This window comes from Micromonospora sp. NPDC005254, from assembly GCF_042872525.1.
Taxonomy (GTDB): Bacteria; Actinomycetota; Actinomycetes; order Mycobacteriales; family Micromonosporaceae; genus Micromonospora.
In genome coordinates, this window is record NZ_JBIAKM010000009.1 from 83,795 (window position 1) to 107,843 (window position 24,049).

Consider the following 24,049-nt stretch of genomic DNA (forward strand, 5'->3'; position numbering starts at 1 on the left):
ATCTCCTGTGTTGCGCTAACCGGCCCGTAATGGTCATTTCCGCTGTCCACTATCCACTCCACCATTGACCGATGCCGGTGAGCAGCGGAAACCTGCCGATCCCCGGACGCCGTCGGCGACCGCCGCAATGCAGGAGAAGTTTCGCTCCACATAGTCGCGTAACAATGAGGTCTCAGCGGGAGGGCCGGAGCATACGATGAGTTCATTGACCAGACTTCGACGCCGTATCATGACCCCCGACGTGGGGCAGACCAAAGTCAGCACGCGCGGATTCCATCTCAAGAACGAGCAGGCCCGCGAGCGCCTCGAAACAGTCGGTAGCTCGTTCCTGCACGGATTCGGGGCGGCCGCGGAGGCGAATGGCCCGGCAGATGCGGCACCCACGGTCGAGGCCACGCCGGCCGCGTACCGGGGCTTCGCCTACGAGGGTGCGGCGATGGCCTTCGCCATCCGCGACGCCCTGCCCGGGCGTCCGCGGCACGTCGCGCGGTTCCTCGCCGACCACGACGAGCACGTCTACATGGCGTACGTCGGAGTGGGCTGGGCGATGGCCCGCCTGCCGCGTCTTCTGTGGCCCCGGCTGTACGCCCCGGACCCGCTGCTGCGCTGGCTCGTCCTCGACGGGTACGGGTTCCACGAGGCGTACTTCAGGACCGACCGGTACGTGCGCCAGCGGCGTCGGCCGTCCACCTTCGCGTGGCCTGCCGACGGCCCCCGGGACTACTCGGTGCGCGCCATCGACCAGGGCATCGGCCGGGCCTGCTGGTTCGTCGCCGGAACGGACCCGGAGCAGCTCGTCCGCCTCCTCGACGCGTTCCCCGCCGACCGCCGGCGCGACCTGTACGCCGGGGCCGGCCTCGCCGTCTGCTACGCGGGCGGCGCGAGTGAGCGGGAACTGACCTGGCTCGCCGAGTGCGCGGGGACGTACCGGCCGGACCTCGCGCAGGGCGCGTCGTTCGGCGCCGCGGCCCGGCTGCGTGCCGATCTCGTCACCCCGCACAACGAGCTGGCGACCCGTGTCCTCTGCGGCATGACGGTGAGCGACGCGACACGGGTGACCGACGAGGCGCGGGTCGGGCTGCCCCCGGACGACGTCCTGCCCGCCTACGAGGTGTGGCGCCAACGCATCAGGAACGCCTTCGACCCGTCGCCAGCGACCCGAAAGCTGAGTGAGCAATGACCAGTATCGCCGTGGTGGGGATGGCGTGCCGCTACCCCGACGCCCGTTCACCGCAGGAACTGTGGGAGAACGCGATCGCGGGTCGCCGGGCGTTCCGGCGGCTCCCCGACGTCCGGATGAACGCCGACGACTACTTCGACGCCGACCCGGCCGCCCCGGACCGCTTCTACGCCCGCAACGCCGCCGTCATCGAGGGCTACGAGTTCGACCGGGTCGGCTACAAGGTCGCCGGCAGCACGTACCGGTCGACCGATCTGGCCCACTGGCTGGCCCTGGAGACCGCCGCGACGGCACTGGCCGACGCGGGTTTCCCGGCGGGGGAGGGGCTGCCCCAGGAGCGCACGGGCGTCATCGTGGGCAACACGCTGACCGGCGAGTTCTCCCGGGCCAACCAGATGCGGCTGCGCTGGCCGTACGTGCGGCGGACCGTGGCCGCGGCGTTGCGGGCAGAGGGCTGGGACGACGAGAAGCTGTCCGCCTTTCTCGCCACCTACGAGGAGGCGTACAAGAGCCCGTTCCCGCCGGTGAACGAGGACACTCTCGCCGGCGCCCTGTCGAACACGATCGCCGGACGCATCTGCAACCACTTCGATCTCAAGGGTGGCGGCTACACCGTCGACGGCGCCTGCTCGTCCTCGCTGCTGTCCGTGGTGACCGCGTGCCGGGCACTGCTCGACGGAGAACTGGACGTCGCGATCGCCGGCGGTGTCGACCTGTCCATCGACCCGTTCGAGGTCATCGGCTTCGCGAAGACCGGCGCCCTGGCCAGCGGCGAGATGCGGGTCTACGACCGCGCCTCCAACGGGTTCTGGCCCGGTGAGGGCTGCGGCATGCTGGTCCTGATGCGCGCCGACGAGGCCGCCGAGGCAGGTCACCGGATTTATGCCTCGGTCGCCGGCTGGGGCGTCTCGTCCGACGGCCGCGGTGGCATCACCCGGCCCGAGGTCGACGGCTACCAACTCGCCCTGCACCGCGCGTACGACCGGGCCGGTTTCGGCATCGACACCGTCGGGCTGTTCGAGGGTCACGGCACCGGCACGAAGGTCGGGGACACCACCGAGCTCACCGCGCTGTCCAGCGCTCGCGAGACGGCGAATCCCGACGCGCCGCCGGCCGTCATCGGCTCGGTCAAGGGGATGATCGGTCACACCAAGGCCGCCGCCGGGGTGGCCGGCTTCATCCGCGCCGCCATGGCCGTGCACCACGAGGTGCTTCCCCCGAGCGTCGGCTCCGTCGACCCCCACGAGCTTCTCACCGCCGACGGCGCACGGCTGCGCACCCTACGCAAGGCCGAAGCGTGGCCGAGCGCGGTCCCGGTGCGGGCCGGCATCACCGCCATGGGCTTCGGCGGCATCAACACGCACGTCGTGCTCGAACGCCACGGCCCGCGCCGGCCCGTGCCGGACCGCCGCGTCCGTACCCTGGCCGCCTCCGCCCAGGACGCGGAGCTGCTGCTGGTGGACGCGGCCTCCGCGCCGGAACTGGCCGTTCGGCTCGCCGAGCTGAGCACCTTCGTGTCCGCGATCTCGTACGCGGAGTTGGGCGATCTCGCGGCGACGCTCCACCGCGACCTGCAGGACCGGCCGTTCCGGGCCGCGGTCGTGGCCTCGTCACCCGAGGAGGCGCAGTGGCTGCTGACCGCGGCTGGTGAGGCCGTCGAATCCGGCGAGACGACACTGATCCGCCCCGACGGCCGGTTCCTGCTCGGACACGTCAGCGGCCCGGCCCGGATCAGCTTCCTCTTTCCGGGGCAGGGTTCCGGACGCGGTGTCAGCGGTGGCGCGCTGCGGCGGCGGTTCGCCGAGGTCGAGGACGTCTACCTGCGCGCCGCGCTGCCCACCGGCAGCGACGTCGTCGCGACCGAGGTCGCCCAGCCGCGCATCGTCGCCGGATCACTGGCCGGGCAGCACGCCCTGGCGCTGCTCGGCATCGAGGCGTCCACCGCGATCGGGCACAGCCTCGGCGAGATCGTGGCCCTGCAGTGGGCCGGCGTCATGGACGAGGACACGCTCCTGCGCGTCGCCGGCGTCCGGGGCCGGACCATGGCCGGGCACAGCCAGGCCGGCACGATGGCCGACATCGGGGCGCCCCCCGAGACGGTCGACGGGATCATCGCGGGGCTGCCGGTGGTCGTGGCCGCCTACAACGGGCCCCAGCACACCGTGGTCTCCGGGTCGGTCGACGCGATCGAGGCGGTCTGCCACAAGGCTCGGGCCGCCGGCCTGAGCGCGACGCGGCTGCGGGTCTCGCACGCCTTCCACTCCCCGCTGGTCGCACCGGCCGCGGACACGTTCGCCGACGCCCTCGCGGGCGAGACCTTCCACCAGGTCGGCGCCCGGGTCGTCTCCACAGTCACCGGTGAGGTGCTGCCCGCCGGCACCGACGTGCGCGGCCTCCTGCGCCGCCAGATCACCGACCCGGTCCTGTTCAACCAGGCCGTCGCGTTCGCCGCCAAGAACACCGACCTGTTCGTCGAGGTCGGGCCCGGACGGGTGCTAACCGGGCTGGCCACGACGGTCACGGACGTCCCGGCGGTCGCCGTGGACACCGACAACGACTCGCTCGCGAGTCTGCTGCGGGTCGCCGGGGCCGCGTACGTCGTCGGCGCGGCCCCGGCCCCGGCGGCGCTGTTCGACGGGCGGTTCGTGCGGCCGCTGGAGGTCGGCGCCGCGTTCTCCTTCCTGACCAGCCCCTGCGAGCAGGCGCCGGAGCTCAGCGCGGCGATCGAGCGCGGGCCGGCCGTGGCGCCGCCGTCCACCACCGCCGATGCGGTCGGGGTGGGGGAGGAGTCCACCGAGGACCTCATGCGGCGGCTCACCGCCGAGCGCGCCGAGCTGCCGATCGAACTCGTCCGGCCGGACAGCCGCCTGCTCGACGACCTGCACCTGAGTTCGATCACGATCGGCCAGGTGGCCAACCAGCTCGCACAGCGTCTGGAGCTGCCACCGGCGCAGATGCCGCTCAACTTCGCGACCGCCACCGTCCGGGAACTCGCGGCGACGATGGAGACCCTCGCGCGTACGGCCCGGGACAGCGACGCCACCGCCACGCCTGTGGTGGCGGGGGTGGCCGGCTGGGCGCGGCCCTGGCGGCTCGACCTCGACGAGGTGCCGTTGCCGGCGGTTCCCGGCGACGCCACCGCCGCGAACGGCCCGTGGCACGTGCACGCGTCAGCGGAGCACCCGTTCGCCGCGACCCTCGCCGCGGCGCTCGAACAGGCCGGGCTCGGCGGCGGCGTTCTGGTCTGCCTGCCACCGGACTGCACCGAGGAGCAACTGGAGCCGGCCCTGCGGGGAGCGCAGCAGGCCCTCGCCGCCGGCAGCACCCGCTTCGTCCTGGTCGGGCACGGTCGGGGCGCGGCGGCCATCGCCCGGACGTTGCATCTTGAGGCGCCGTCCGTGCTGGTCACCGTCGTGCACCTGCGGGCCACCACTGACTCGGCTGTGGAGCTGGTGGTGCGGGAGGTCGCCGCGACGACCAGCTTCACCGAGGTGCACTACGACGACGGGGTGCGGCGCGTCCCGACGCTCCGCGCGCTGCCGGTACGCCCCGCGACGGCGGTGGCCCCGCTCGGCGCGGACGACGTGCTGCTGGTGACCGGTGGGGGCAAGGGCATCACTGCCGAGTGCGCCCTCGCCCTGGCCACCGACAGTGGCGCAAGCCTGGCGGTGCTGGGCCGTTCCGACCCCGCCGAGGACGCCGAACTGGCCGCGAACCTGGCCCGGATCGCCACCGCCGGCGTCACCGTGCGGTACGCCCGCGCCGACGTCACCGATGCCGCCGCCGTCCGGCAGGCGGTGCGGGACCTCTCCGCCGAACTCGGGCCGATCACCGGTGTTCTGCACGGCGCCGGCCGCAACGAACCCGCCGGACTGGCGAGCCTGGACCCGGCCGCGTTCCGTCACACCCTGGCACCGAAGGTCGACGGCCTGCGGGCGGTGCTCGACGCGGTCGAGAAGCCCCGGCTCCGGCTGCTCGTGACGCTCGGCAGCATCATCGGCCGGGCGGGGCTGCGGGGCGAAGCGCACTACGCCACCGCCAACGACTGGCTGGCCGAGGAGACCACGGCCTTCTCCCGGGCGTACCCCGAGTGCCGCACCCGATGCCTGGAGTGGTCGGTCTGGTCGGGCGTCGGCATGGGGGAGCGGCTGTCGGTCGTCGAGTCGCTCAGCCGCGAGGGCGTCACGCCCATCACCCCCGACCAGGGCATCGCGATTCTGCGGCGTCTGGTCGCGGACACCACCGCGCCGGTCGTGGTGGTGATCAGCGGCCGCACCGAGGGCATCCACACAGTCCGGTACCACCAGCCGGCGCTGCCGTTGCTGCGCTTCGTCGACCGCGCGCTGATCCGCTACCACCAGGTCGAACTCGTGGTGGAGACGGAACTCAACGTCGGCACCGACCGCTACCTCGAAGATCATGACCTGGACGGCAACCTGCTGTTCCCCGCGGTCTTCGGGATGGAGGCCATGGCGCAGGTGGCCGCGGCCCTCTCCGGCGCCGACGTCCTCCCGGTCATCGAGCGGGCGGAGTTCCTGCGGCCCATCATCGTCGCGCCCCACGGGCACACGAGGATCCGGGTGGCTGCCCTGGTCACCGACGACGACGTCATCGAGGTGGCGATCCGCAGCGAGGAGACCGGCTTCACCGCCGATCACTTCACCGCCCGGCTGCGCCTCGGCGCCGACACGGTGCCCGACGGCCCTCCGGACCAGGTGCCGGACGGTCTCGCGCCGGCCTCGATCGCCCCGCTCGACGACCTGTACGGCGGCACCCTGTTCCAGGGCGGCCGGTTCCAGCGGATCCGGCAGTACCACCGGGCCGCCGCCCGTCACGTGGACGCGATCGTGGAGGCCGACGAATCGACGGCGTGGTTCGCCCCGTACGTCTCCGCGACGCTGCTGCTGGGCGACCCCGGCGTCCGCGACGCGCTCATGCACGGCAACCAGGTGTGCGTACCGGACGCCACGCTGCTGCCCGTCGGTGTGGAACGCATCCACCCCGGCGGGGAGAAGCTGTCGTCCGCCCGTGAGCTGCGGTACTGCGCCACCGAACGCGAGCGCGACGGCGACACGTACGTCTACGACATCGCCCTGCGCACGGAGTCCGGGATGACCGTCGAGCGGTGGGAGGGACTGCGGCTGCGCGCGGTCCGCAAGCAGGACGGCGCCGGCCCGTGGGTGGCGCCGCTGCTCGGCCCCTACCTGGAGCGTGGGCTGGGAGACCTCGGGCTCACCGGCGTCGCCGTCGCCATCGAGCCCGACGCCCCGGCACCCGAGCCGGGCGAGCGCTCCGCCACGCGCCGACGTGACAGCGCCCGCGCCGTCGGGCAGGCGCTCGGGCGGCCGGTCGAGATCACCTACCGGCCGGACGGTCGGCCCGAGGTCGCCGGGGAGCACACCGTCTCGATCGCGCACGGCGTCGGGGTGACGCTGGCCGTCGCCGGGGCGGGCGTCCTGGGCTGCGACCTCGAGAGCGTGGCGCGGCGCAGCCCCGAGGAGTGGAAGGGCCTGCTCGGCCCCCACGCCGGGCTCGCCGAGCAGTTGGCCGGCGACTCGGGCGAGGACGCCGACACCGCCTCGACCCGGGTCTGGACCGCGGTCGAGGCGATGCAGAAGGCCGGCCTGCCGATGCGCGGCCCACTCGTCCTGGGCGGTACGGCCCGTCCCGGCTGGGTGCTCTTCGCCGCCGGCGGCGCTCGGGCCGCCTCGTTCGTCACGAGCCTGCGCGGCAGCGACGGACGCGTCGTCATCACTGTTCTGGCCGGTGCGGAGGGATGAGCATGGAGAGCTACTACGAGCTGCGGCACACCGTCGGGTTCGAGGAGACGAACATCGTCGGCAACGTCTACTACGTCAACTACCTGCGGTGGCAGGGCCGCTGCCGGGAGATGTTCCTCAAGGACCGGGCGCCGACAGTCCTCGCCGATCTGCAGGACGACCTCAAGCTGTTCACGCTCAAGGTCGAGTGTGAGTTCTTCGCCGAGATCACCGCGTTCGACGAGATCGCCGTCCGGATGCGACTGCTCGAACTGGCCCAGACGCAGCTCGAGTTCGGCTTCGACTATGTGCGTACCGGACCGGCGGGCGAGACACTCGTCGCCCGCGGCGCCCAGCGCGTCGCCTGCATGCGCGGCCCGAACAACCGGACCGTTCCCACCCGGGTCCCGGAAGCGCTCGAACGCGCTCTGGAACCCTATGCCGCCGCCGGGGTCCGGCGATGACGACCTTCGGTACGGAAGAGTTGACGGACCCGGTGCTGATGCGCCGCGTCTGCGGGACCTTCGCCACCGGTGTCACTGTGGTCAGCGTCGGCGGGGACGAGCCGCACGCCATGACCGCGAACTCGTTCAGCGCGGTGTCCCTCGATCCGCCGCTGATCCTGGTGTGTGTCGGCCGGGACGCCCTCATGCACCAGGCGCTCAGCCGGGCCGGCGCGTTCGGCGTCTCCGTGCTGGCCGCCGATCAGGAGGCGGTGGCGCGCTACTACGCCGACCGACGCCGCCCGCTCGGACAGGAGCAGTTCGAGTTCGCCGAGTGGCGGCCGGGCGCGCGGACGGCGGCGCCGTTGCTCGGCGGCGCCGCCGCCCACATCGAGTGCGAGCTCTGGCGGTCGTACGACGGGGGAGATCACACGATCTTCCTGGGCCGTCCGTGCGGGATGCGCCGGCACGACGACGGCGACGGCGAGGCCCTCGTGTTCCTCGGTGGCCGGTTCCGTCGGCTCGAGAGGACGCCGTCGGCGGTGGTGACGTCATGACCGCCGTCACCCGGTCGGCGCCGTCCCTTCCCGGTCCGTCGCGCGCGTCGGCCGTCAGCATGCTCATCACGATGGGCCGCGACCGCCTCGGCATGATGACGTCGGCGGCCGCCCGCTACGGCGACGTCGCGCTGCTGCCGGTCGGTCCGAAGGAGCTCTACTTCTTCAACCACCCCGACCACGCCAAGCACGTGCTCGCCGACAACGCGGCCAACTACCACAAGGGCATCGGTCTGGTGCACGCCCGCCGAGCGCTCGGCGACGGGTTGCTGACCAGCGAGGGTGAGCTGTGGCGCAAGCAGCGCAGGGTGGCGCAGCCGGCGTTCCAGAGCCGGCGCATCGCCCAGCAGGCCGGCATCGTCGCCGAGGAGGCGGCGGCCCTCGTCGGCCGGCTGCGGACGCTCGGCCGCCACGGCCCGGTGGACGTGCTCCAGGAGATGACGGGTCTGACTCTCGGCGTGCTCGGGCGCACGCTGCTCGACACCGACCTCGGGAGGTTCCCGTCGATCGGGCGCGACTTCGCCGTGGTGCAGGACCAGGCCATGTTCGAGCTCGCGTCGTTGAGCGCCGTGCCGCCCTGGGTGCCGCTGCCGCGTCAGGTGCGGTTCCGGCGTGCCCGCCGTCGTCTGCAGACGATCGTCGACCAGCTCGTCGCCGAGCGCGGGAGCCACACCGGTGACCGCGACGACGTGCTGTCGCGGCTCATCGTGTCGGCCCGGGCCGAGCCCGACCCCCGGGTCGGACGGCAGCGGCTGCGCGACGAGCTCGTGACCCTGCTGCTCGCCGGGCACGAGACCACCGCCAGCACGCTGAGCTGGGCGCTCTACCTGCTCGACAGGCATCCCGAGGTGCGCCACCGGCTGCGGGAAGAGGCGATCGCGGTGCTGGGCGACCGGCTGCCGACCTTCGACGACCTGGGCCGGCTGCGGTACACCGCGATGGTCATCGACGAGGTGGTGCGGCTGTACCCGCCGGTGTGGATCCTGCCCCGCAAGGCGCTCGCCGCCGACGTGGTGGGCGGGTACGCGGTGCCGGCGGGCGCCGACGTGCTGGTCTGCCCCTACACGCTGCACCGGCACCCGGACTTCTGGGACCAGCCCGAACGCTTCGATCCGGAGCGCTTCGACCCGGCCCGCACCACCGACCGCCCGCGGTACGCCTACATCCCGTTCGGTGCGGGGCCGCGGTTCTGCGTCGGGAACCACCTGGGCCTGATGGAGGCCGCATTCGTCCTCGCCGTACTGGCCCGGGACCTGACGCTCACGACTGTCGCCACGCACAACGTCGTACCCGAGCCGATGTTGTCGCTGCGCATACGCGGCGGCCTGCCGATGACCGTGCGTCCGGCGGACTGAGGACACCGCCGGGTGACCGCGGACCGCTGTCACCCACGACCGCACCACCCGAACGCCCGACCCGGCCGGGTCGGGCACCACCCGAGGGGGATCGTTGCCACCGAAACCAGTGGGTCCGCTGCGCAGACTCATTCCCGTCGTCTTCGTCCTGGTACTCGTCGCGGGGCTGTTCACGATCTCGCGGCTGCCGTCCGCATCCGCGGCGGACCGGCGCGCGATGGCGTCGCAGTTCGCGTTCACCGAACTGCCCATCGCCCTGCCGCCGGGTCTGCCGCAGCGCACGATCCGGACGGTGAACCCGAAATACGAGCACATCCGGTCCTGGATCTCGTCGGTCGGCGCCGGAGTGGCGGTCAACGACCTCGACGGGCAGGGCGGCGCCAACGACCTCTGCCTCGTCGACCCCCGCAGCGACAGCGCCATCGTGACTCCGGCGCCCGGCGGTGGCGCCCGCTACGCGCCGTTCGTGCTGGACCCGGCGCCGTTGCCGATGGGACCGGCGATCGCCCCGATGGGCTGCACACCCGGCGACTTCAACGTCGACGGCCGGACGGATCTGCTGGTCGTCTACTGGGGACGAACCCCGGTCGTGTTCCTACAGACCGGAAACGCGGCGAGCCTGAGCCTCGCGTCGTACCACCCGGTCGAGCTGATCCCGCAGCAGCAGACCACCGACGGCCGCTACCGGGGGCCGCTGTGGAACACCAACGCCACAGCGGTCGCGGACTTCGACGGCGACGGCCGGCCCGACATCGGGATCTTCAACTACTTCCCGGACTCCCAGGTGCTCGACGCACAGGGCCTGCCGAACGTGCAAATGAACCACTCCATGTCCCGCGCCCAGAACGCCGGCGGGGCGCACATCCTGCGCTGGACCGCGGCCACCACCGGCGCCGAGCCGAGCGTCACCTACGAGGAGCAGAGCGCGATCGACCCCCGGTACGCCACCGGATGGACGCTCGCGTCGGCCTCCGCCGACCTCGACGGGGATCTGCTGCCCGAGCTGTACCTCGCCAACGACTTTGGCAACGACCGCTTCTTCCACAACGTGTCGGCCCCCGGCCGGATCAGGTTCGCCCTGGCGGAGGGGCGTCGCGGCCCGCTGGACCCCAAGTCGCTGGTCGTGGGCCACGACTCGTTCAAGGGGATGGCCGTCGACTTCGCCGATCTGCGCGGCAGCGGCCGGTTCGACGCCTTCGTCAGCAACATCACCGAGTCGTGGGGGCTGGAGGAGAGCAACTTCGTCTGGCAGAACACCGCAGCCAACCCACAGGAGGCGCGGGAACGGCTGTCGAAGGGCATCGCTCCCTTCGAGAACAAGGCATCGGCGAAGAACCTCGCCTGGGTCGGCTGGGGCTGGGACGTCAAGATGGCCGACTTCGACAACAGCGGACGGCTCGTCGTGGTGCAGTCCTGCGGCTTCGTCAAGGGCACGGTCAACCGGTTCAACTGGCTGCAGGAGTTGGCCGCCAGCAACGACCTGATGCTGCGGGAGCCGGACATGTGGCCCAACGCGCAGCCGGGCGACGACATCGCCGGCTCCAACGCGCTGGCGTTCTGGGCACCGGAGGACAACGGCCGCTACGTCGACCTGAGCCCGCAGCTCGGACTCGACGACCGTACCCCGACCCGCGGTGTCGCCGTGGGTGACACCGACGGCGACGGCCGCCAGGACTTCGCGGTGGCACGCCAGTGGGGGCCGCCCGCCTACTACCACAACACCAAGGCGCAGGTCGGCGACTTCCTCGGGCTGCGGCTGCACAGGCCCGCGCTCGGCGCCGCCACGGGCAACGATGCCCGCACCCCGGCGTACGGCGCGCAGGCTCGGGTGACCACGGCCGACGGCCGCACCCAGCTCGCCCAGCTCGACGGCGGCGGCGGGCACTCGGGCAAGCGCAGCTTCGACCTGTTCTTCGGCCTCGGTGACCAGGGCAGCACGCCCGTCACCGTCGAACTGAGCTGGCGCGACCTCGACGGTGTCCAGCATCAGCAGACCCTGCCCCTCTCCGCCGGATGGCACGACCTCACGCTCACCGACCGAGCCCAGGAGCTGACCACACCATGACGGACGTCAAACGCGCCCCGGTGGGCGTGACCACCACGGCCGAGGTCGCCGACGCGACCCGCAACGGCAGCGGGCCGGACCGGGCCCGGGCCGGCGTCGACCGGCGACCGCCCGTACCCCGGGTCGACAAGCGCGACCCCCGCTACCTGGCCCTGCGGAACTTCGCCATCTCCATGTCCATCCTCAACGTGCTCGGCTACACGGTGCTCGGGTTCGAGCAGCCCTGGACCTGGCCGCTGTTCGCCCTGGCGATCGGGTACACGGTCGAGCTCGCGATCGAGGCGGTCGCCGCCCGTTCCCTGGGTCGCCGACCGGCCTACAGCGGCAACGGCGCGTGGGGCGTCTACACGTTCCTGCTGCCGACCCACATCACCGCGCTCGCCGCGAACATGCTGCTGTACGCCAACGACCTGTTCTGGCCGATCGCCTTCGCCGTGGTCGTGGCCGTCGGGCAGAAGGCGGTGCTGCAGGCCCCGATCGCCGGACGCATGCGGCACTTCATGAACCCGTCGAACTTCGGCATCACCATCACGCTGCTCGCGTTCTCCTGGGTCAACGTCGCGCCGCCGTACCACTTCACGGAGAACGTGCCCGACGTCTTCCGGATGTTCATCCCGATGGTGGTGCTCACCGCGGGCACGATCCTCAACGCGATGCTCACGAAGAAGGTCGCGCTGATCGTGGGCTGGGTCGGCGGCTTCGTCATCCAGGCCCTGATCCGGCACTTCGTCTGGGACGTACAGCTCTGGTCGGCGCTGAGCATCATGACCGGGGTGGCGTTCGTGCTGTTCACCAACTACATGATCACCGATCCGGGCACCACGCCCTCCAAGCCTCGCTTCCAGTTCATGTTCGGCGCCTCGGTGGCCATGGTGTACGGCGTCCTGATGCTGTTCAACGTCGTCTACACCCTGTTCTTCGCGGTCACGATCGTGTGCCTGGCACGGGGTCTGTTCTGGTGGGGCAGGTGGCTCGCCGAGCGGCGGGGCACCCGCACCGCGGTGCAGCCGGTGCCACCGCCAGCGGCGGTGGAGCTGCCGATCGCCCGCTGACCCTGTCGATCCGCGTGGCCCGGCCGGCAGTCCTCCCAGGCGGAGATCCGCAGTGCGAGGACGGCCCGGCCGGGCCACGGACGGAGAGCCAGTCAGCGCATCCTGCCGTCGCAGAATTCGAGAGAGGCTGTCATGACCGCCACCCAACGACCTGCCGTGCCGAACGCGGCCACCCCGACGCCGGCACGCTCGGACCGGCGCGGCGCGCTGATCGTGGGCAGTGTGCTCGCGGGAATCGCGCTGTCCCTGCTCTGGTCGTACCAGTTCGTCGACCAGACGATCGGCGACAACGTCGCCAACACCCTGCTGGGCCACGACGCGAAGGCGACCGCGATCGGCGGCACCGCGGCGGGCCTGCTGTTCGCGTTCGTCTCGGGCCTGGCGGGCACGTTCACGGCCTGCAACATCGCCATGGCCGCCTCGATCGGGCCGATGACACACGCCGGCGCCGGCGGCACACCGGCGGCGGGGCTGCGCTTCATGCTCCGGCCGGTGGGCCTGCTGGCGCTGGGCATGGTCGTCGTCTCCGCCACGTACGGCTTCGTCGGAGTCCTGCTCGGCGACTCGCTGCCGCAGCTGTCGACGGCGACGACCGCCGGTGGCATGCCCGTACGACTCGTGCAGTCGGTGGTGGTCTTCGGTCTGATCGGTCTCGCGTTCATCTACCTCGGTCTCGCGGCCCTCGACAAGGTCCCCGATCCGTTCGCGCGCCGCCCGTTCGCCCGCGTCTTCGTGCTCGGCATGCTGGTCGGCGCCTTCCTGATCGGTCGGCCGTACCCGTTGTTCCACAAGCTCTTCCAGTGGGCCGCCGACAACGGAAACCCCCTGTACGGGTCAGCCGCCTTCGTGTTGCAGTCGCTGGGCAACATCGCGATCGTGGGCATCCTGTTCGCACTCGTCGTCCTCGCCACCCGCGGAGGGCTGATCCGCTGGCTGTCCGCGCGACCGGCACGCACCCTCGCGGTCACCGGGTCGCTGCTGCTCGCGCTGGGCGTCTTCACCCTCGTCTACTGGACCGTCCGGGTGCCGGCGATGTTCGGCTACGGCTGGTTCCCGACGATGCCCTACAACTGAGCGCGGGTGTCGGCGTCGTTCGGCGGTGACAGGATCTCGATGTACCCGTCGGTGCCGTGCACTCGGATCCGCTGCCCGTCGCGGATCAGCCTGGTCGCGTCCGCCACCCCGACGACGGCGGGCAGGCCGTACTCCCGGGCGATGACCGCCCCGTGGGTCATGAGGCCGCCCACCTCGGTCACCAGGCCCTGGACCGCGACGAACAGGGGTGACCAGCTCGGGTCCGTGTAGGAGGTGACCAGGATGTCGCCGGGTTCCAGCTCGGCCTCGGCGATGTCCAGCAGGACGCGGGCTCGGCCCTCGACGATCCCGCCGGAGACCGGGAGGCCGGCCAGCGCGCCGGCCGGCACATTGTCGCGCCGGTACGACCCGGCGATGGCCTCACCCTCGGAGGTGAGCACCCGGGGCGGCGTGAGCGTCCGGTGCCACCGGAACGCGTCCCTCCGCCGCTGGATGAGGTGGTCGTCGACCTGGTGCGTCCGCACGACGTCGCGCAGCTCGGAGAAGGTGAGATAGAAGATGTCGTCCCGGTCGCGGAGCACGCCGTCCCGCACGAGGCGCTCGGCCTCCGGAAGCAGGGCCTGCTTGTAGACGAAGTAGCGGCTGATGATGGCGTACTTCGGATACTCCCGGTACCCGATGAAGGTGCGGACCCGGTCGATCATCCGCGTGGTCTCGGCGGCCTTCCGGTCCCCGTCCGGCAGGGCCCGCAGCCGCTCCAGCAGCTCCTCGCGCTTGCGCTGCGCCTCCTGAAGCCCCTGCGCGAAGCGCCGCCCGGCGGCGCCCGGTTCGAGGAGCCTGATGTTGTCGAGGATCAGGGGTACGAGCGTGGTGGGGCGTTCGCTCCAACGCGGTCTGGTGATGTCGATCTCGCCAACGCAGCGCATGCCGTACCGGTCGAGGTAGGCCCGGATCGCGTCGCGCGCCTCGGTCCCGCCCGCGAGCCTCGGCAGCTCGTCGAGGAAGCCGTCGTCCTCGACGTCCCGCAGGAAGGCCACCACCTCAGGATGCGGTCGGATGACGTCCGCGACGTCGAGCAGTGCCAGGCCCATCTCCGACGTGATGTTGCCCGGGGCGGACAGCGTGAGGGTGTCGGCGGCGTTCTTCTCGCCCAGCCATTCGGACAGCTGCTCGTTGAGCCACCAGGTGGCCTCCATCCCCGCCATGATCGCCTGCATGCTCAAGGGATCACTGAGGATCCGCTTGTGCTCCTCGAACGCCTTCAGCAGGAAGTCGAACAGCGCCGGGCCCGTCACCGTCGCGATGTCGTGCCGCAGGGCGGCGAGAGACGCCTCGCTGCGCTCGATCAGCTCGGTGACGATCGCCGGGTCGTTCTCGATCGGGGCGGGCGTGCCGCCGACGGGCGGGCCGCTGGGACCGCCGTCCGGGAGCGTCGGAACGAAGTCGGGGCGGGCGAGGACGGTCTCCAGCGCGTCCCTGGTCAACGGATCGGACCTCTCCGCCATGCGGAGGAAGCCGGCACGGCTCGCGGGCGCTGCCAGCAGCCGGGTGGCGTCGACGAACAACCTCCCGCCGGCCTCGTGCATCGGCGCCATGGCCGTCAGCTGCCACATGGAGAGCCCCAACGGCTTCATGGCGTCGGTCATCATCTGCTGATGCCCGACGGAGAGGTAGACGTGGTTCTCCCGGTCCTGGGCCGCCGGGACGGGGAACAGCGTCGTGATCGGCCGGCTCTGCACGATCTCGACGTCACCGTCGACCAGGCACCATTCGATGTCCTGCGGGTGGCCGAAGTGCGCTTCGATCCGCCGGCCCACGTCCACCAGCCGCAGGACCTGCGCGTCCGTCAGCGCCGGCTGCTCCTGTCGTTCCGGGCTGATCGCCTGCCTCGTGGTCCCGCCGGCCGGCAGCGCCTCGATGGCGAGACGCTTTCTGGCGATCGTCCGGTTGATGATCGCGCCGTCGCGCACCCGGTAGGAGTCCGGGTTCACCAGCCCGGAGACCAGGGCCTCGCCGAGGCCGAAGCTGGCCTCCACGGACGCGACCTTCCGGTTGGACGTGACGGGGTCGGCCGTGAAGAGGACGCCGGCCGCCTGTGGAAACACCATCTTCTGCACGACAACGGCCAGGTGGACCGCCCGATGGTCGATGCCGTTGCGCTGACGGTAGGTGACCGCCCGCTCGGTGAAGAGCGAGGCCCAGCACCGGCTGACGTGCGTGCGAATCGCCGCCGGACCCCTGACGTTCAGGTACGTGTCCTGCTGGCCCGCGAAGGAGGCCGTCGCCAGGTCCTCCGCCGTGGCGCTGGATCGGACGGCGTAGGCAGCTTCCTCGCCGTGCTGGCTGAGCGCCCGGCTGATGGCCGCCGCCACGTCGTCGGGCAGGGCGACCCCTTCGATGGCCCGGCGGATCTGGGCGCTGAGGTCGCGGACCGCCTCCCGGTCGTCCGGCTTCAGGCGCGACAGGTGGTCGAGCTGATCGTCGATCGAGGGCACCTCGGCCATGACCCGTCGGAAGGCGTCCGTCGTCACGCAGAAGCCAGCCGGTACGCGGATGCCGTCAATCCGCGACAACGCCCCCAGACGGGCGCCCTTGCCGCCGACGATCGCGACCTGCGTCTCGTCGACCTCGTCGAGATCTCGCACATACTGGTCGATCATCGCGCCCCGTTTCTTCGTCCGTTCCGGTGTCCGGCGGACGATTCTGCGGCAAGACCCGGGTCTTGCGGCAAGACCCCCGTTGCGATATACGTTAAAGTGGGAGCGGATAGCAGTGGTGTTTTTCCCGCTGTGAATGAAATCGTTCCGCTGATTCGTGCCTGGTTCCGCCCTTGCGGCAGGCCGTCCGGCACGTCCTCGCCGGCCCTGCACGCGCCGCACAATCCCCGTCGAAGCGCCCCGCGGCAGCGCGGCGCACACCGTCGCCGGCGCACGGCGCCGCGTCGACGCTGCACCGGGTATCGAACCCGATCGGGGGCGAGCACGCGAGAGGAGATCGTCATGGCAGCGACCGCGCAGATCCTGTTCGTTCAGGGCGCTGGCGCCGGCACGCACGACGAGTGGGACAGCAGGTTGTTCGACAGTTTGCGGCGCGGGCTCGGGGACTCGTACGAGGTTCGTTACCCGCGGATGCCCGACGAGGGCGACCCGAGCTACGCCACCTGGAGCGCCGCCATCCGGCGGGAGATCGCGGCACTGGACGACGGCGCCGTCGTCGTGGGCCATTCGGTGGGCGGGGCGATCCTCGTCCACGCGCTCGCCGAGCGGCCACCCGAGCGGGACCTCGCGATGATCGTGCTGATCGCCGCCCCGTTCGTCGGCGCGGGCGGCTGGCCCGGCGACGAGTTCGAGCTGCCGCACGACCTCGGTGCCCGGCTGCCGCGTGGCGTACCGGTGCGGGTGTTTCACGGGCTCCAGGACGAGACGGCGCCGCCGTCGCACGCGGACCTGTACGCGGGCGTGCTCCCGCAGGCGCGGGTGTACCGGCTGCCGGGGCGCGATCACCAGCTGAACGACGACCTCGGTGACGTGGCGAAGGTGATCAGGCTTGACACGTCTGGCTAATTGCATTAGCTTAAAGCTAACGCAATTAGCCGAACATGGAGGATCCCATGACCGAGTACCTGACCGTCGATGGCGGCACCCTGGCGTACGAGGTGACCGGCGCCTCCGGGCCGCTCGTCGTTCTCGCCCACGGCATGGGTGACAGCCGCGAGGCGTACCGCTTCGTCGTGCCGCGCCTGGTGGCCGCCGGCTACCGGGTGACCGCCGTCGACCTGCGGGGTTGCGGCGAGTCGAGCGCGCAGTGGCCCTCCTACAGCCGCACCGACATCGCCGGCGATCTGCTCGCGGTGATCCGCCACCTCGGCGGTCCGGCCGTGTTGGTCGGCCACTCGATCTCCGGCGGGGCCGCCACCATCGCCGCCGCCCAGGCGCCCGAGCTGATCACCGGCATCGTCGAACTGACCCCCTTCACCCGCAAGCAGTCGATCAAGCTGGGCGACCTGCGGGTCGCCCGCTACCGCAAGGGCATGGCCCGGCTGCTCGGCACCGGCCTGCTGGGCAGCGTGCCCCTCTGGCGCAGTTACCTCGACATCGCCTACCCGGCGAAAAAGCCGGCCGACTGGGCCGCTCGCACGGCCCGGATCGACGCCATGATGCGCGAGCCCGGCCGGATGGCGGCGATGCGCAAGATGGGCCAGTCGGCGCCGGTCGACGCCGGGGCGCAGCTGGGTAACGTCCGCTGCCCGGCCCTGATCGTCGAGGGATCGCTCGACCCGGACTGGGCCGACCCGCGAGCCGAGGGGGAGGCGATCGTGGCCGCGCTGCCGGCCGGGTTGGGTCGCCTCGAGGTCATCGAGGGCGCGGGTCACTACCCGCACGTGCAGTACCCCGACGAGACGGCAGCCCTGCTGCTCGCCTTCCTGGCCACGAACGCCCGCGCCTAGGGTCAACGCCCGCCTAGGGTCCTGAGCCCGCCTAGGGTCCTCGGCCCGCCCTGCTCAGGCCAGCAGCTGTTCCCGCATCCGCGCGCCCAGGTTGATCCGTCCCACCGCGCGCGGGCCGGCCGGATCGTGCACGTCCACTGTGTTGTTGCGACGCATCAGCGCACGGATCGGAGGTGGCAACCGGGGCGGGTCGTCCATCGCGGCGAGGATCTGCGCGGCGCTCGTGATCAGTCGATCGACGAAGGCGGCGGCGTCGGTGTCCACCCGCACCCGGCCGTACTCCCAGCCGGCGGTGGTGAGGTCGAGCACCTCGAACACATGGATCACCAGCGGGTTCGGGTCGGTCACCCGATCGAGCCGGGCCGCCCGGCCGCCGACCACCGCGACGGCGGCGGCCACCTGGGCGTACGGGTGGAAGCCGCACGGCAACGCGAACAGCGGCCACCGCAGGCCGGGACCGGCCTCCATCCACAGCGGCCGGTAGTTGCGCCGGTGCACCAGGAGCCGCCGGCCCGTCCGCCGGTGGATGTCCTGCGCCTGCGCCCGCAGATCCACGTGTGCCTCGTCGGCGACCTGGCTCAGAATCCGGGCCGCCACCACCAGGCCGTCGTCGCCGCCCAGCATTCCGGTGGCCGCTTCGACCTGCGCGGGAAACGGGTTCCGGGAGTGCGCGCCGTATCCGTGCTGGAGGTCTCGCAGCAGCGCCTGCTGCCGCCCCGGGTCGAGCTGGACCCGCCCGCCGCCCAGCAACCGCTGGAGCCAACGCATGTCGCCTCGTTTCAGCAGAGCCGTCCCGAACCGTGGCAATGTTATGCGTCGGACGTTCCCCGCGTGCCGCAGGGGTGAGCATGGAGCGGCGTGCGCCGGCCGGGCGACGCGCGGGTCGGTGCCCGCGACCGCGCCCGGCCGGCCCCGCCTACCGGGGCGGGTCGCTCAACTGCGGCTCCACCGCTGGCTGGCTGCGCCGTTGCAGTCCCAGATCTGGGTGCGTGTGCCATTCGCCGTACCGTTGCCCACCAGGTCCAGGCAGCGGCCCGAGGCGACCGCCGTGATCGAGCCGTCGGCGTTGAAGCGCCACTGTTGGTTCGCCTGGCCGTGACAGTCCCAGATGATCACCGATGTTCCGTTGGCGGTGCCGGCGTTGTAGACGTCGAGGCACTTGCCTCCGTAGACCCGCAGCTCCTGAGCGCTGGTCGAGGTCCAGGACTGATTGGCCTGGCCGTGGCAGTCCCAGATGATGGTCGTGGCGCCGTTGGTCTGGGACGCGCCGTTGACGTCCAGGCACCGGCCGGCGGACGTGCTGCGGATCGTCGACGTCGTGCTCGGTGGGGGAGTGCTCGGTGGGGGAGTGCCGCCGCCGGTGACCAGGAACATGGCGGCGCCGTGCGCCGGCACCGACGCGCTGATCGTGCCGGTGGACGTCGCGGTCGTGTGGGACCACAGGTCACGTACGGCGTACGAGCCGGCGCTGCCGAGCCCGAGCGCGCTGGCCGTGGTGGAGATCGTGGTCGTGCCGCTGCCGCGGTTGAGCAGCACTGTGGCCACCCCGCCGGTGGACATCGGCTTGCGCCAGACCTCCAGGTCGCCGGAGTCACTGATCTTGCGGCCCTGCTGACCGCCCCAGTCCTGGTTGACGGCGATCACGTCGGTGTTGGTCAGGATCGTGCGGGTGGCCGCCGACATGGTGCGGATGTCGTTGCCCGCCAGCAGCGGGGCGTTCAGCAGCGCCCACAGGCTGAAGTGGGCCCGGGACTCGGTGTCGGTGGGGCCGTTGCCGACCTCCAGCATGTCCGGGTCGTTCCACGCGCCGGGTCGGGCGTACGACTCCTTGCCGACCTGCTGGTCGAGAATGCTCATGATGGAGTTCCAGTTCCCACCGATGTCGCCGGTGGTACGCCAGGAGTTGCCCACCCCCGCGCCCCAGGTCCAGACGCTGTCCTGTCCCCAACTGCACAGGCTGTAGAGGATCGGCCGGTTGGTGGCCGCGAGCGCGTCCCGCATGGCGGTGTAGCGCTGCTGCGCGCTCCGACCGAGGTGGTCGCCGCAGTTGTCGTACTTGAGGTAGTCGATCCCCCAGGATGCCCAGAGGTTGGCGTCGCGTTGCTCGTAGTTGATGCTGGCCGGGTACCCGGCGCAGGTGAGGGTGCCGGCTGAGGAGTAGATGCCGAGCTTGAGGCCCTTGTCGTGGACGTAGTCGGCGAGAGCCTTGATGCCGCTCGGGAACTTCTGCGGATCGGCGACCAGGTCGCCGCTGGCGTTGCGCTGTTTGGTGGACCAGCAGTCGTCGATGTTGACGTAGCGGTATCCGGCCGCGGCCATGCCGCTGGAGACCAGCGCGTCGGCCGTCTGCCGGATGAGCGTCTCGTTGACGTTGCACCCGAACGCGTTCCAGTCGTTCCAGCCCATCTGTGGCGTGCGGGCCAGCCCGTTCTCCAACGCCTGCGCGGGTCGGGTGGTGGTGAGCACCACCGCGCCGCTGACCACCGCGGTGCCGAGGGCGGCCGCGAGGAGCGCGGGGAGCAGTAGGGCGATTCTTCGTCTGAGCACGTGCACTCCTTGCGGGTGGTTGGCGGCGAGGGCCGGCTGCCGGTCCACAGGAGCCAATGACATAGATAATCGCCAATTTAACTCGTACGACACATGGCGTCAACGGCGCCGGCATCCGGCGCGAACCTCGGGCGTCGGACCCGCCGCGCAGCCCTCCTGACCCACACTGTGGGACGGTATTTAGTGAGGGTCATCTATATTGACGCCAGCTCGGCGGCGGCGACAGGATCTCGGCACCACCACCACCGCGATCTCCCCTGGGAGGCGTCATGCCCCGTCCCCGCCTGCCGCTCCTGCGGGCAGCCACCCGACTCGCCGCGCTCGCCGCGGCCACCGCCGGTGTGCTGCTCGCCGTCGCCACACCCGCCAGCGCCGCGGTCCCCACCGGCCGCTACGTCGCGCTCGGCGACTCGTACACCGCGGGTCCCCTGATCCCCACCCAGGTCGACCTCAACTGCCTCCGGTCGAACCGCAACTATCCCTCGCTGGTGGCCGCGTCCGCCGGCTCGACGTCGTTCGCTGACGTGAGCTGCTCCGGCGCCACGACCGACGACATCCTCTACGGCGGCAGCGGCGAACTGGGCATCAACGTGCCACCGCAGCTCAACGCGGTCACGTCGAGCACGGCGCTGGTGACGGTGCAGATCGGCGGCAACGACATCGGCTTCTCCGGCATCATCAGCGAATGCGCCGAGGCGAGCCTCAGCAGTCCGCTCGGCTCACCGTGCAAGAACCGGTACACCGCCGGCGGCACCGACCAGCTACAGGCTCGGATCGCGGCCACCGTGCCGAAGGTGACGACCACGCTGCAGGCGATCCGTCGGGCCGCGCCGAGCGCGCGGATCGTGGTGCTCGGATATCCGGCGATCCTGCCCGACAGCGGATACGGCTGCTGGCCCGTCGTCCCGATCGCCTACCAGGACGTGCCGTACCTGCGCGGTATCGAGAAGTCGCTCAACGCCATGCTGGCCAGCGCCGCCGGGGCGAACGGCGCCACCTACGCCGACGTCTACACGCCGTCGATCGGTCGGGACGCGTGCAAGGGCAGCGGCACCCGATGGGTCGAGGGGTTGGTGCCGCAGAACTCGGCCGCGCCCTTCCACCCGAACGCGCGCGGTGAGCAGGGCATGAGCAGCGCGCTGCTCGCCACCCTGAACAGCTGACCGAGCAGGATCGCTCGCGCCGGCCCCGTCACGCGAAGACGGCGGGGCCGGCAGTCGAAGCTGAGCCGGGACGACCGGCGCCCAGTGGTCCGCGTCGCGCCGCTGGCGACATACGTCTGAAAAAGGGGCGTCGAGCGGAAGACGTCACCGCTGTCGGCGGGCGTTGAGCCGGGCGGCCTGGCGCGTCAGGTGGTCGCGTTCGGCGAGGTTGGGGGCCTGGTGGGCCGCCTCGACGTACAGGCGGGCCGCCGTCGCGAGCTGGCCGTCGCGCTCGTGCAGGTACGCCGCCACCGCCGTGTGACGGGGCAGCGAGTCGTCCAACGCCGCGAGCGCCGCCAGACCGGCCCGGGCGCCGTCGGCCTCACCCACGGCCACCGCGCGGTTGAGCCGGACGACCGGGCTGTCGGTCAGGCGTGCCAGCTCGTCGTACCACTCGACGATCTGCACCCAGTCGGTCTCCTCGGCGGTGGGCGCGTCGGCGTGCAGCGCCGCGATGGCGGCCTGGGCCTGAAAATCGCCCAGCCGGTCGCGGGCGAGGGCCGCCTGGAGGATGTCGACACCCTCGGCGATGACGGCGGTGTCCCACCGGCTGCGGTCCTGCACGGCGAGCGGCACCAGGCTGCCGTCGGACGCGGTCCGGCTGGCGCGGCGGGCGTGGTGCAGCAGCATGAGGGCGAGCAGCCCCGCCACCTCGGGATGGTCGATGGCGGCCGCGAGCTGCCGGGTGAGCCGGATGGCCTCGGCCGCGAGGTCGACGTCGCCGGTGTAGCCCTCGTTGAAGACCAGATAGAGGACGCGCAACACGGTGGCGACGTCGCCGGGCTGGTCGAACCGCACGGTGGAGACGGTGCGTTTGGCCCGGCTGATGCGTTGCGCCATGGTCGCCTCGGGCACCAGGTAGGCGTCGGCGATCTGACGGGTGGTCAGCCCGCCGACGGCGCGTAACGTGAGCGCGACGGCGGACGACGGCGTCAGCGACGGGTGGGCGCAGAGAAAGTAGAGCTGGAGGTTGTCGTCCACCGCCGGCGTGGGCCCCGGCGCCGGCTCGGAGTCGACCAGGTCCTCACGACGGCGACGGGCAGCGTCCGTTCTCGTGGTGTCGAGGAACCGGCGCCAGGCCACGGTGATCAGCCAACCCTTCGGGTCCCGCGGCGGGTCGGCCGGCCAGACGCGGATGGCCTCGACCAGCGCGTCCTGCACGGCGTCCTCGGCCGCCGCGAAGTCAGCTCGGCGGCGGACGAGGACGCCGAGCACGCCCGGCGTGAGGCTCCGGAGCAGTGCGTCGTTCATCGCCGAGGTCATTCGGCGATGGTGGGGGGCTCGGTCAGGGACGGAGCCGCGCGCCGTTTCTCGACATGGCCGCCAAGAGAACTTTTGCGGCTCACGGGCGGAGGGCGGCGTCCGGCCGCCGGGAACCGGGCGGCCCGGTGCTGCCCCGCACGACCAGCGCGGTGCCGAGCTCGTACCGCTCCTGGGGCAGGGAATGGCCGTCGGCCAGCGCCAACGCGAGCCGGGCAGCGGTGGCCCCGATCTCGCTGAACGGCTGTCGCACCGTGGTGAGCGGTGGCGTGGTCCAGGTCGCCTGGTCCACGTCGTCGAAGCCGACGACGCTGAGGTCGTCGGGGATTCGCAGACCGGCCTCGTGGGCCGCCGCATAGACGCCGAGCGCCTGGAGGTCGTTGCCGCAGACGACGGCGGTGGGCGGTTCGGCCAGGGTCAGCAACTCACGGCCGAGGTCACGGCCGTCCTCGAAGCTGAAGACTCCGCGTCGTTCGAGGCTGCCGTCGAACGGAACGCCGGCATGGTCCAGCGCGGCTCGGAAGCCGTCCAGGCGAGCCCGCGCGGACAGGTCCTGCTGCGGCCCGGTGACCACTCCGATCCGTCGGTGGCCGAGGTCGAGCAGGTGCCGGGTGGCGGCCAGGGCGCCGCTCCAGTTGTTCGACCCGACGGCGGGCGTGGGGAACAGCTCGCCGACCGGATCGATGGCCACGAGCGGGATGCCCATGGCGGTCAGCTGTCTGCCATGCTCGGCGGTGACCAGGGAGCAGACCGCGATGACGGCGGTGGGCTGCCGCAGCAGCAGGGGCTCCATCCAGGGCAGTTCCGCCGCCACCCGATGGCGGATGTCGATGAAGCCGACCGTGCAGTCCCGGGAGCCGGCGACCTCCTGGATCCCCCGCAGGATCTCCAGGGCGATCGAGGACAGCATCTGGTGAAAGAGCACCTCGATGCAGAGGGTTCTCGCGGCGGTCTCCGGCCGGCGGTAGCCATGGTCCCGCAGCAGGGCCTCCACCCGCTGCCGGGTCTGCTCGCCCACCCCGGCGCGGCCGTTGAGAACCTTGGAGACCGTGGGAGGGGACACCCCGGCGAGCTCGGCGATCGTGGCGATGGGCAGGTCACCGCGCCGGGGCTTGCGGGGGTGGTGCCGCCGGCTCTCCTCGATCAC

16 protein-coding genes are annotated in these 24,049 nt (G+C 71.6%); 11 read left to right on the top strand and 5 right to left on the bottom strand.

The genetic code is table 11. The features are described from left to right. The first annotated feature begins 196 nt into the window (after window positions 1-196). The 8 genes from ACFYPR_RS25765 to ACFYPR_RS25800 all read left to right on the top strand — a co-directional run bounded on the left by ACFYPR_RS25765 (window position 197) and on the right by ACFYPR_RS25800 (window position 13,485). The gene (locus tag ACFYPR_RS25765; protein ID WP_354856207.1) at window positions 197-1,180 is read left to right on the top strand and encodes a DUF1702 family protein; all 984 of its coding nucleotides are present in this window, start codon (window positions 197-199) and stop codon (window positions 1,178-1,180) included. Beyond that, window positions 1,177-6,960, top strand: a complete 5,784-nt coding sequence (locus ACFYPR_RS25770; protein WP_387262863.1) for an SDR family NAD(P)-dependent oxidoreductase — start codon at window positions 1,177-1,179, stop codon at window positions 6,958-6,960. Before ACFYPR_RS25765 ends, ACFYPR_RS25770 begins: the two co-directional genes overlap by 4 nt. Before the next feature lie 2 nt (window positions 6,961-6,962). Further along, window positions 6,963-7,403, top strand: coding sequence for a thioesterase family protein (locus tag ACFYPR_RS25775; RefSeq protein ID WP_039905788.1), 441 nt, complete (start codon window positions 6,963-6,965; stop codon window positions 7,401-7,403). Then, window positions 7,400-7,939: a flavin reductase family protein gene (locus tag ACFYPR_RS25780; protein ID WP_355068024.1), complete on the top strand. Its 540-nt coding sequence runs from the start codon at window positions 7,400-7,402 to the stop codon at window positions 7,937-7,939. Before ACFYPR_RS25775 ends, ACFYPR_RS25780 begins: the two co-directional genes overlap by 4 nt. Then, the gene (locus tag ACFYPR_RS25785; RefSeq protein WP_355068023.1) at window positions 7,936-9,294 is read left to right on the top strand and encodes a cytochrome P450; all 1,359 of its coding nucleotides are present in this window, start codon (window positions 7,936-7,938) and stop codon (window positions 9,292-9,294) included. Before ACFYPR_RS25780 ends, ACFYPR_RS25785 begins: the two co-directional genes overlap by 4 nt. A 94-nt stretch (window positions 9,295-9,388) precedes the next feature. Next, window positions 9,389-11,359, top strand: coding sequence for a CRTAC1 family protein (locus tag ACFYPR_RS25790; protein WP_355139888.1), 1,971 nt, complete (start codon window positions 9,389-9,391; stop codon window positions 11,357-11,359). Then, entirely contained in the window at window positions 11,356-12,411 is a 1,056-nt protein-coding gene (locus ACFYPR_RS25795; protein ID WP_355139886.1) for an enediyne biosynthesis protein, read from the top strand. Before ACFYPR_RS25790 ends, ACFYPR_RS25795 begins: the two co-directional genes overlap by 4 nt. Window positions 12,412-12,543: 132 nt before the next feature. Continuing rightward, window positions 12,544-13,485 carry a hypothetical protein gene (locus tag ACFYPR_RS25800; RefSeq protein ID WP_354856201.1) on the top strand — a complete coding sequence of 314 codons (942 nt, stop codon included), beginning with the start codon at window positions 12,544-12,546 and terminating at the stop codon, window positions 13,483-13,485. Here the strand turns inward: ACFYPR_RS25800 and rph are convergent. Next, window positions 13,476-16,106: a rifamycin-inactivating phosphotransferase gene (rph, locus tag ACFYPR_RS25805; RefSeq protein WP_387262866.1), complete on the bottom strand. Its 2,631-nt coding sequence runs from the start codon at window positions 16,104-16,106 to the stop codon at window positions 13,476-13,478. The two genes, ACFYPR_RS25800 and rph, sit on opposite strands and share 10 nt — an antisense overlap. Before the next feature lie 339 nt (window positions 16,107-16,445). On the opposite strand from rph, the gene ACFYPR_RS25810 reads away from it, so the two are divergent. Both ACFYPR_RS25810 and ACFYPR_RS25815 read left to right on the top strand, forming a co-directional pair. Beyond that, entirely contained in the window at window positions 16,446-17,009 is a 564-nt protein-coding gene (locus ACFYPR_RS25810; protein WP_355068016.1) for an alpha/beta fold hydrolase, read from the top strand. A gap of 47 nt (window positions 17,010-17,056) precedes the next feature. Then, on the top strand, window positions 17,057-17,893 hold the full coding sequence (locus ACFYPR_RS25815; protein ID WP_354856198.1) for an alpha/beta hydrolase: 837 nt from the start codon (window positions 17,057-17,059) through the stop codon (window positions 17,891-17,893). Between the two features lie 54 nt (window positions 17,894-17,947). Here ACFYPR_RS25815 and ACFYPR_RS25820 read toward each other — a convergent pair whose 3' ends face one another. Both ACFYPR_RS25820 and ACFYPR_RS25825 read right to left on the bottom strand, forming a co-directional pair. After that, on the bottom strand, window positions 17,948-18,661 hold the full coding sequence (locus tag ACFYPR_RS25820; RefSeq protein WP_355068015.1) for a hypothetical protein: 714 nt from the start codon (window positions 18,659-18,661) through the stop codon (window positions 17,948-17,950). A gap of 165 nt (window positions 18,662-18,826) precedes the next feature. After that, window positions 18,827-20,440 (bottom strand): ricin-type beta-trefoil lectin domain protein, encoded by a 1,614-nt coding sequence (locus ACFYPR_RS25825; RefSeq protein WP_354856196.1) that lies wholly within the window; start codon window positions 20,438-20,440, stop codon window positions 18,827-18,829. A gap of 269 nt (window positions 20,441-20,709) precedes the next feature. Here ACFYPR_RS25825 and ACFYPR_RS25830 point away from each other — a divergent pair, with 269 nt between their 5' ends. Next, window positions 20,710-21,603 (top strand): SGNH/GDSL hydrolase family protein, encoded by an 894-nt coding sequence (locus tag ACFYPR_RS25830; protein ID WP_354856195.1) that lies wholly within the window; start codon window positions 20,710-20,712, stop codon window positions 21,601-21,603. 144 nt (window positions 21,604-21,747) lie between these two features. Here ACFYPR_RS25830 and ACFYPR_RS25835 read toward each other — a convergent pair whose 3' ends face one another. Beyond that, on the bottom strand, window positions 21,748-22,893 hold the full coding sequence (locus tag ACFYPR_RS25835) for a DUF6596 domain-containing protein (protein ID WP_363936082.1): 1,146 nt from the start codon (window positions 22,891-22,893) through the stop codon (window positions 21,748-21,750). Window positions 22,894-22,984: 91 nt separating this feature from the next. Continuing rightward, window positions 22,985-24,049: a LacI family DNA-binding transcriptional regulator gene (locus tag ACFYPR_RS25840; protein WP_387181605.1), complete on the bottom strand. Its 1,065-nt coding sequence runs from the start codon at window positions 24,047-24,049 to the stop codon at window positions 22,985-22,987.

What these genes read in the sequence shown, in the direction of transcription:
- ACFYPR_RS25765 (WP_354856207.1), top strand. Translation starts at nt 197, where the DNA reads ATGAGTTCATTGACCAGACTTCGACGCCGTATCATGACCCCCGACGTG.
- ACFYPR_RS25770 (WP_387262863.1), top strand. Translation starts at nt 1,177, where the DNA reads ATGACCAGTATCGCCGTGGTGGGGATGGCGTGCCGCTACCCCGACGCC.
- ACFYPR_RS25775 (WP_039905788.1), top strand. Translation starts at nt 6,963, where the DNA reads ATGGAGAGCTACTACGAGCTGCGGCACACCGTCGGGTTCGAGGAGACG.
- ACFYPR_RS25780 (WP_355068024.1), top strand. Translation starts at nt 7,400, where the DNA reads ATGACGACCTTCGGTACGGAAGAGTTGACGGACCCGGTGCTGATGCGC.
- ACFYPR_RS25785 (WP_355068023.1), top strand. Translation starts at nt 7,936, where the DNA reads ATGACCGCCGTCACCCGGTCGGCGCCGTCCCTTCCCGGTCCGTCGCGC.
- ACFYPR_RS25795 (WP_355139886.1), top strand. Translation starts at nt 11,356, where the DNA reads ATGACGGACGTCAAACGCGCCCCGGTGGGCGTGACCACCACGGCCGAG.
- ACFYPR_RS25800 (WP_354856201.1), top strand. Translation starts at nt 12,544, where the DNA reads ATGACCGCCACCCAACGACCTGCCGTGCCGAACGCGGCCACCCCGACG.
- rph (WP_387262866.1), bottom strand. Translation starts at nt 16,106, where the DNA reads ATGATCGACCAGTATGTGCGAGATCTCGACGAGGTCGACGAGACGCAG.
- ACFYPR_RS25810 (WP_355068016.1), top strand. Translation starts at nt 16,446, where the DNA reads ATGGCAGCGACCGCGCAGATCCTGTTCGTTCAGGGCGCTGGCGCCGGC.
- ACFYPR_RS25815 (WP_354856198.1), top strand. Translation starts at nt 17,057, where the DNA reads ATGACCGAGTACCTGACCGTCGATGGCGGCACCCTGGCGTACGAGGTG.
- ACFYPR_RS25820 (WP_355068015.1), bottom strand. Translation starts at nt 18,661, where the DNA reads ATGCGTTGGCTCCAGCGGTTGCTGGGCGGCGGGCGGGTCCAGCTCGAC.
- ACFYPR_RS25830 (WP_354856195.1), top strand. Translation starts at nt 20,710, where the DNA reads ATGCCCCGTCCCCGCCTGCCGCTCCTGCGGGCAGCCACCCGACTCGCC.
- ACFYPR_RS25835 (WP_363936082.1), bottom strand. Translation starts at nt 22,893, where the DNA reads ATGAACGACGCACTGCTCCGGAGCCTCACGCCGGGCGTGCTCGGCGTC.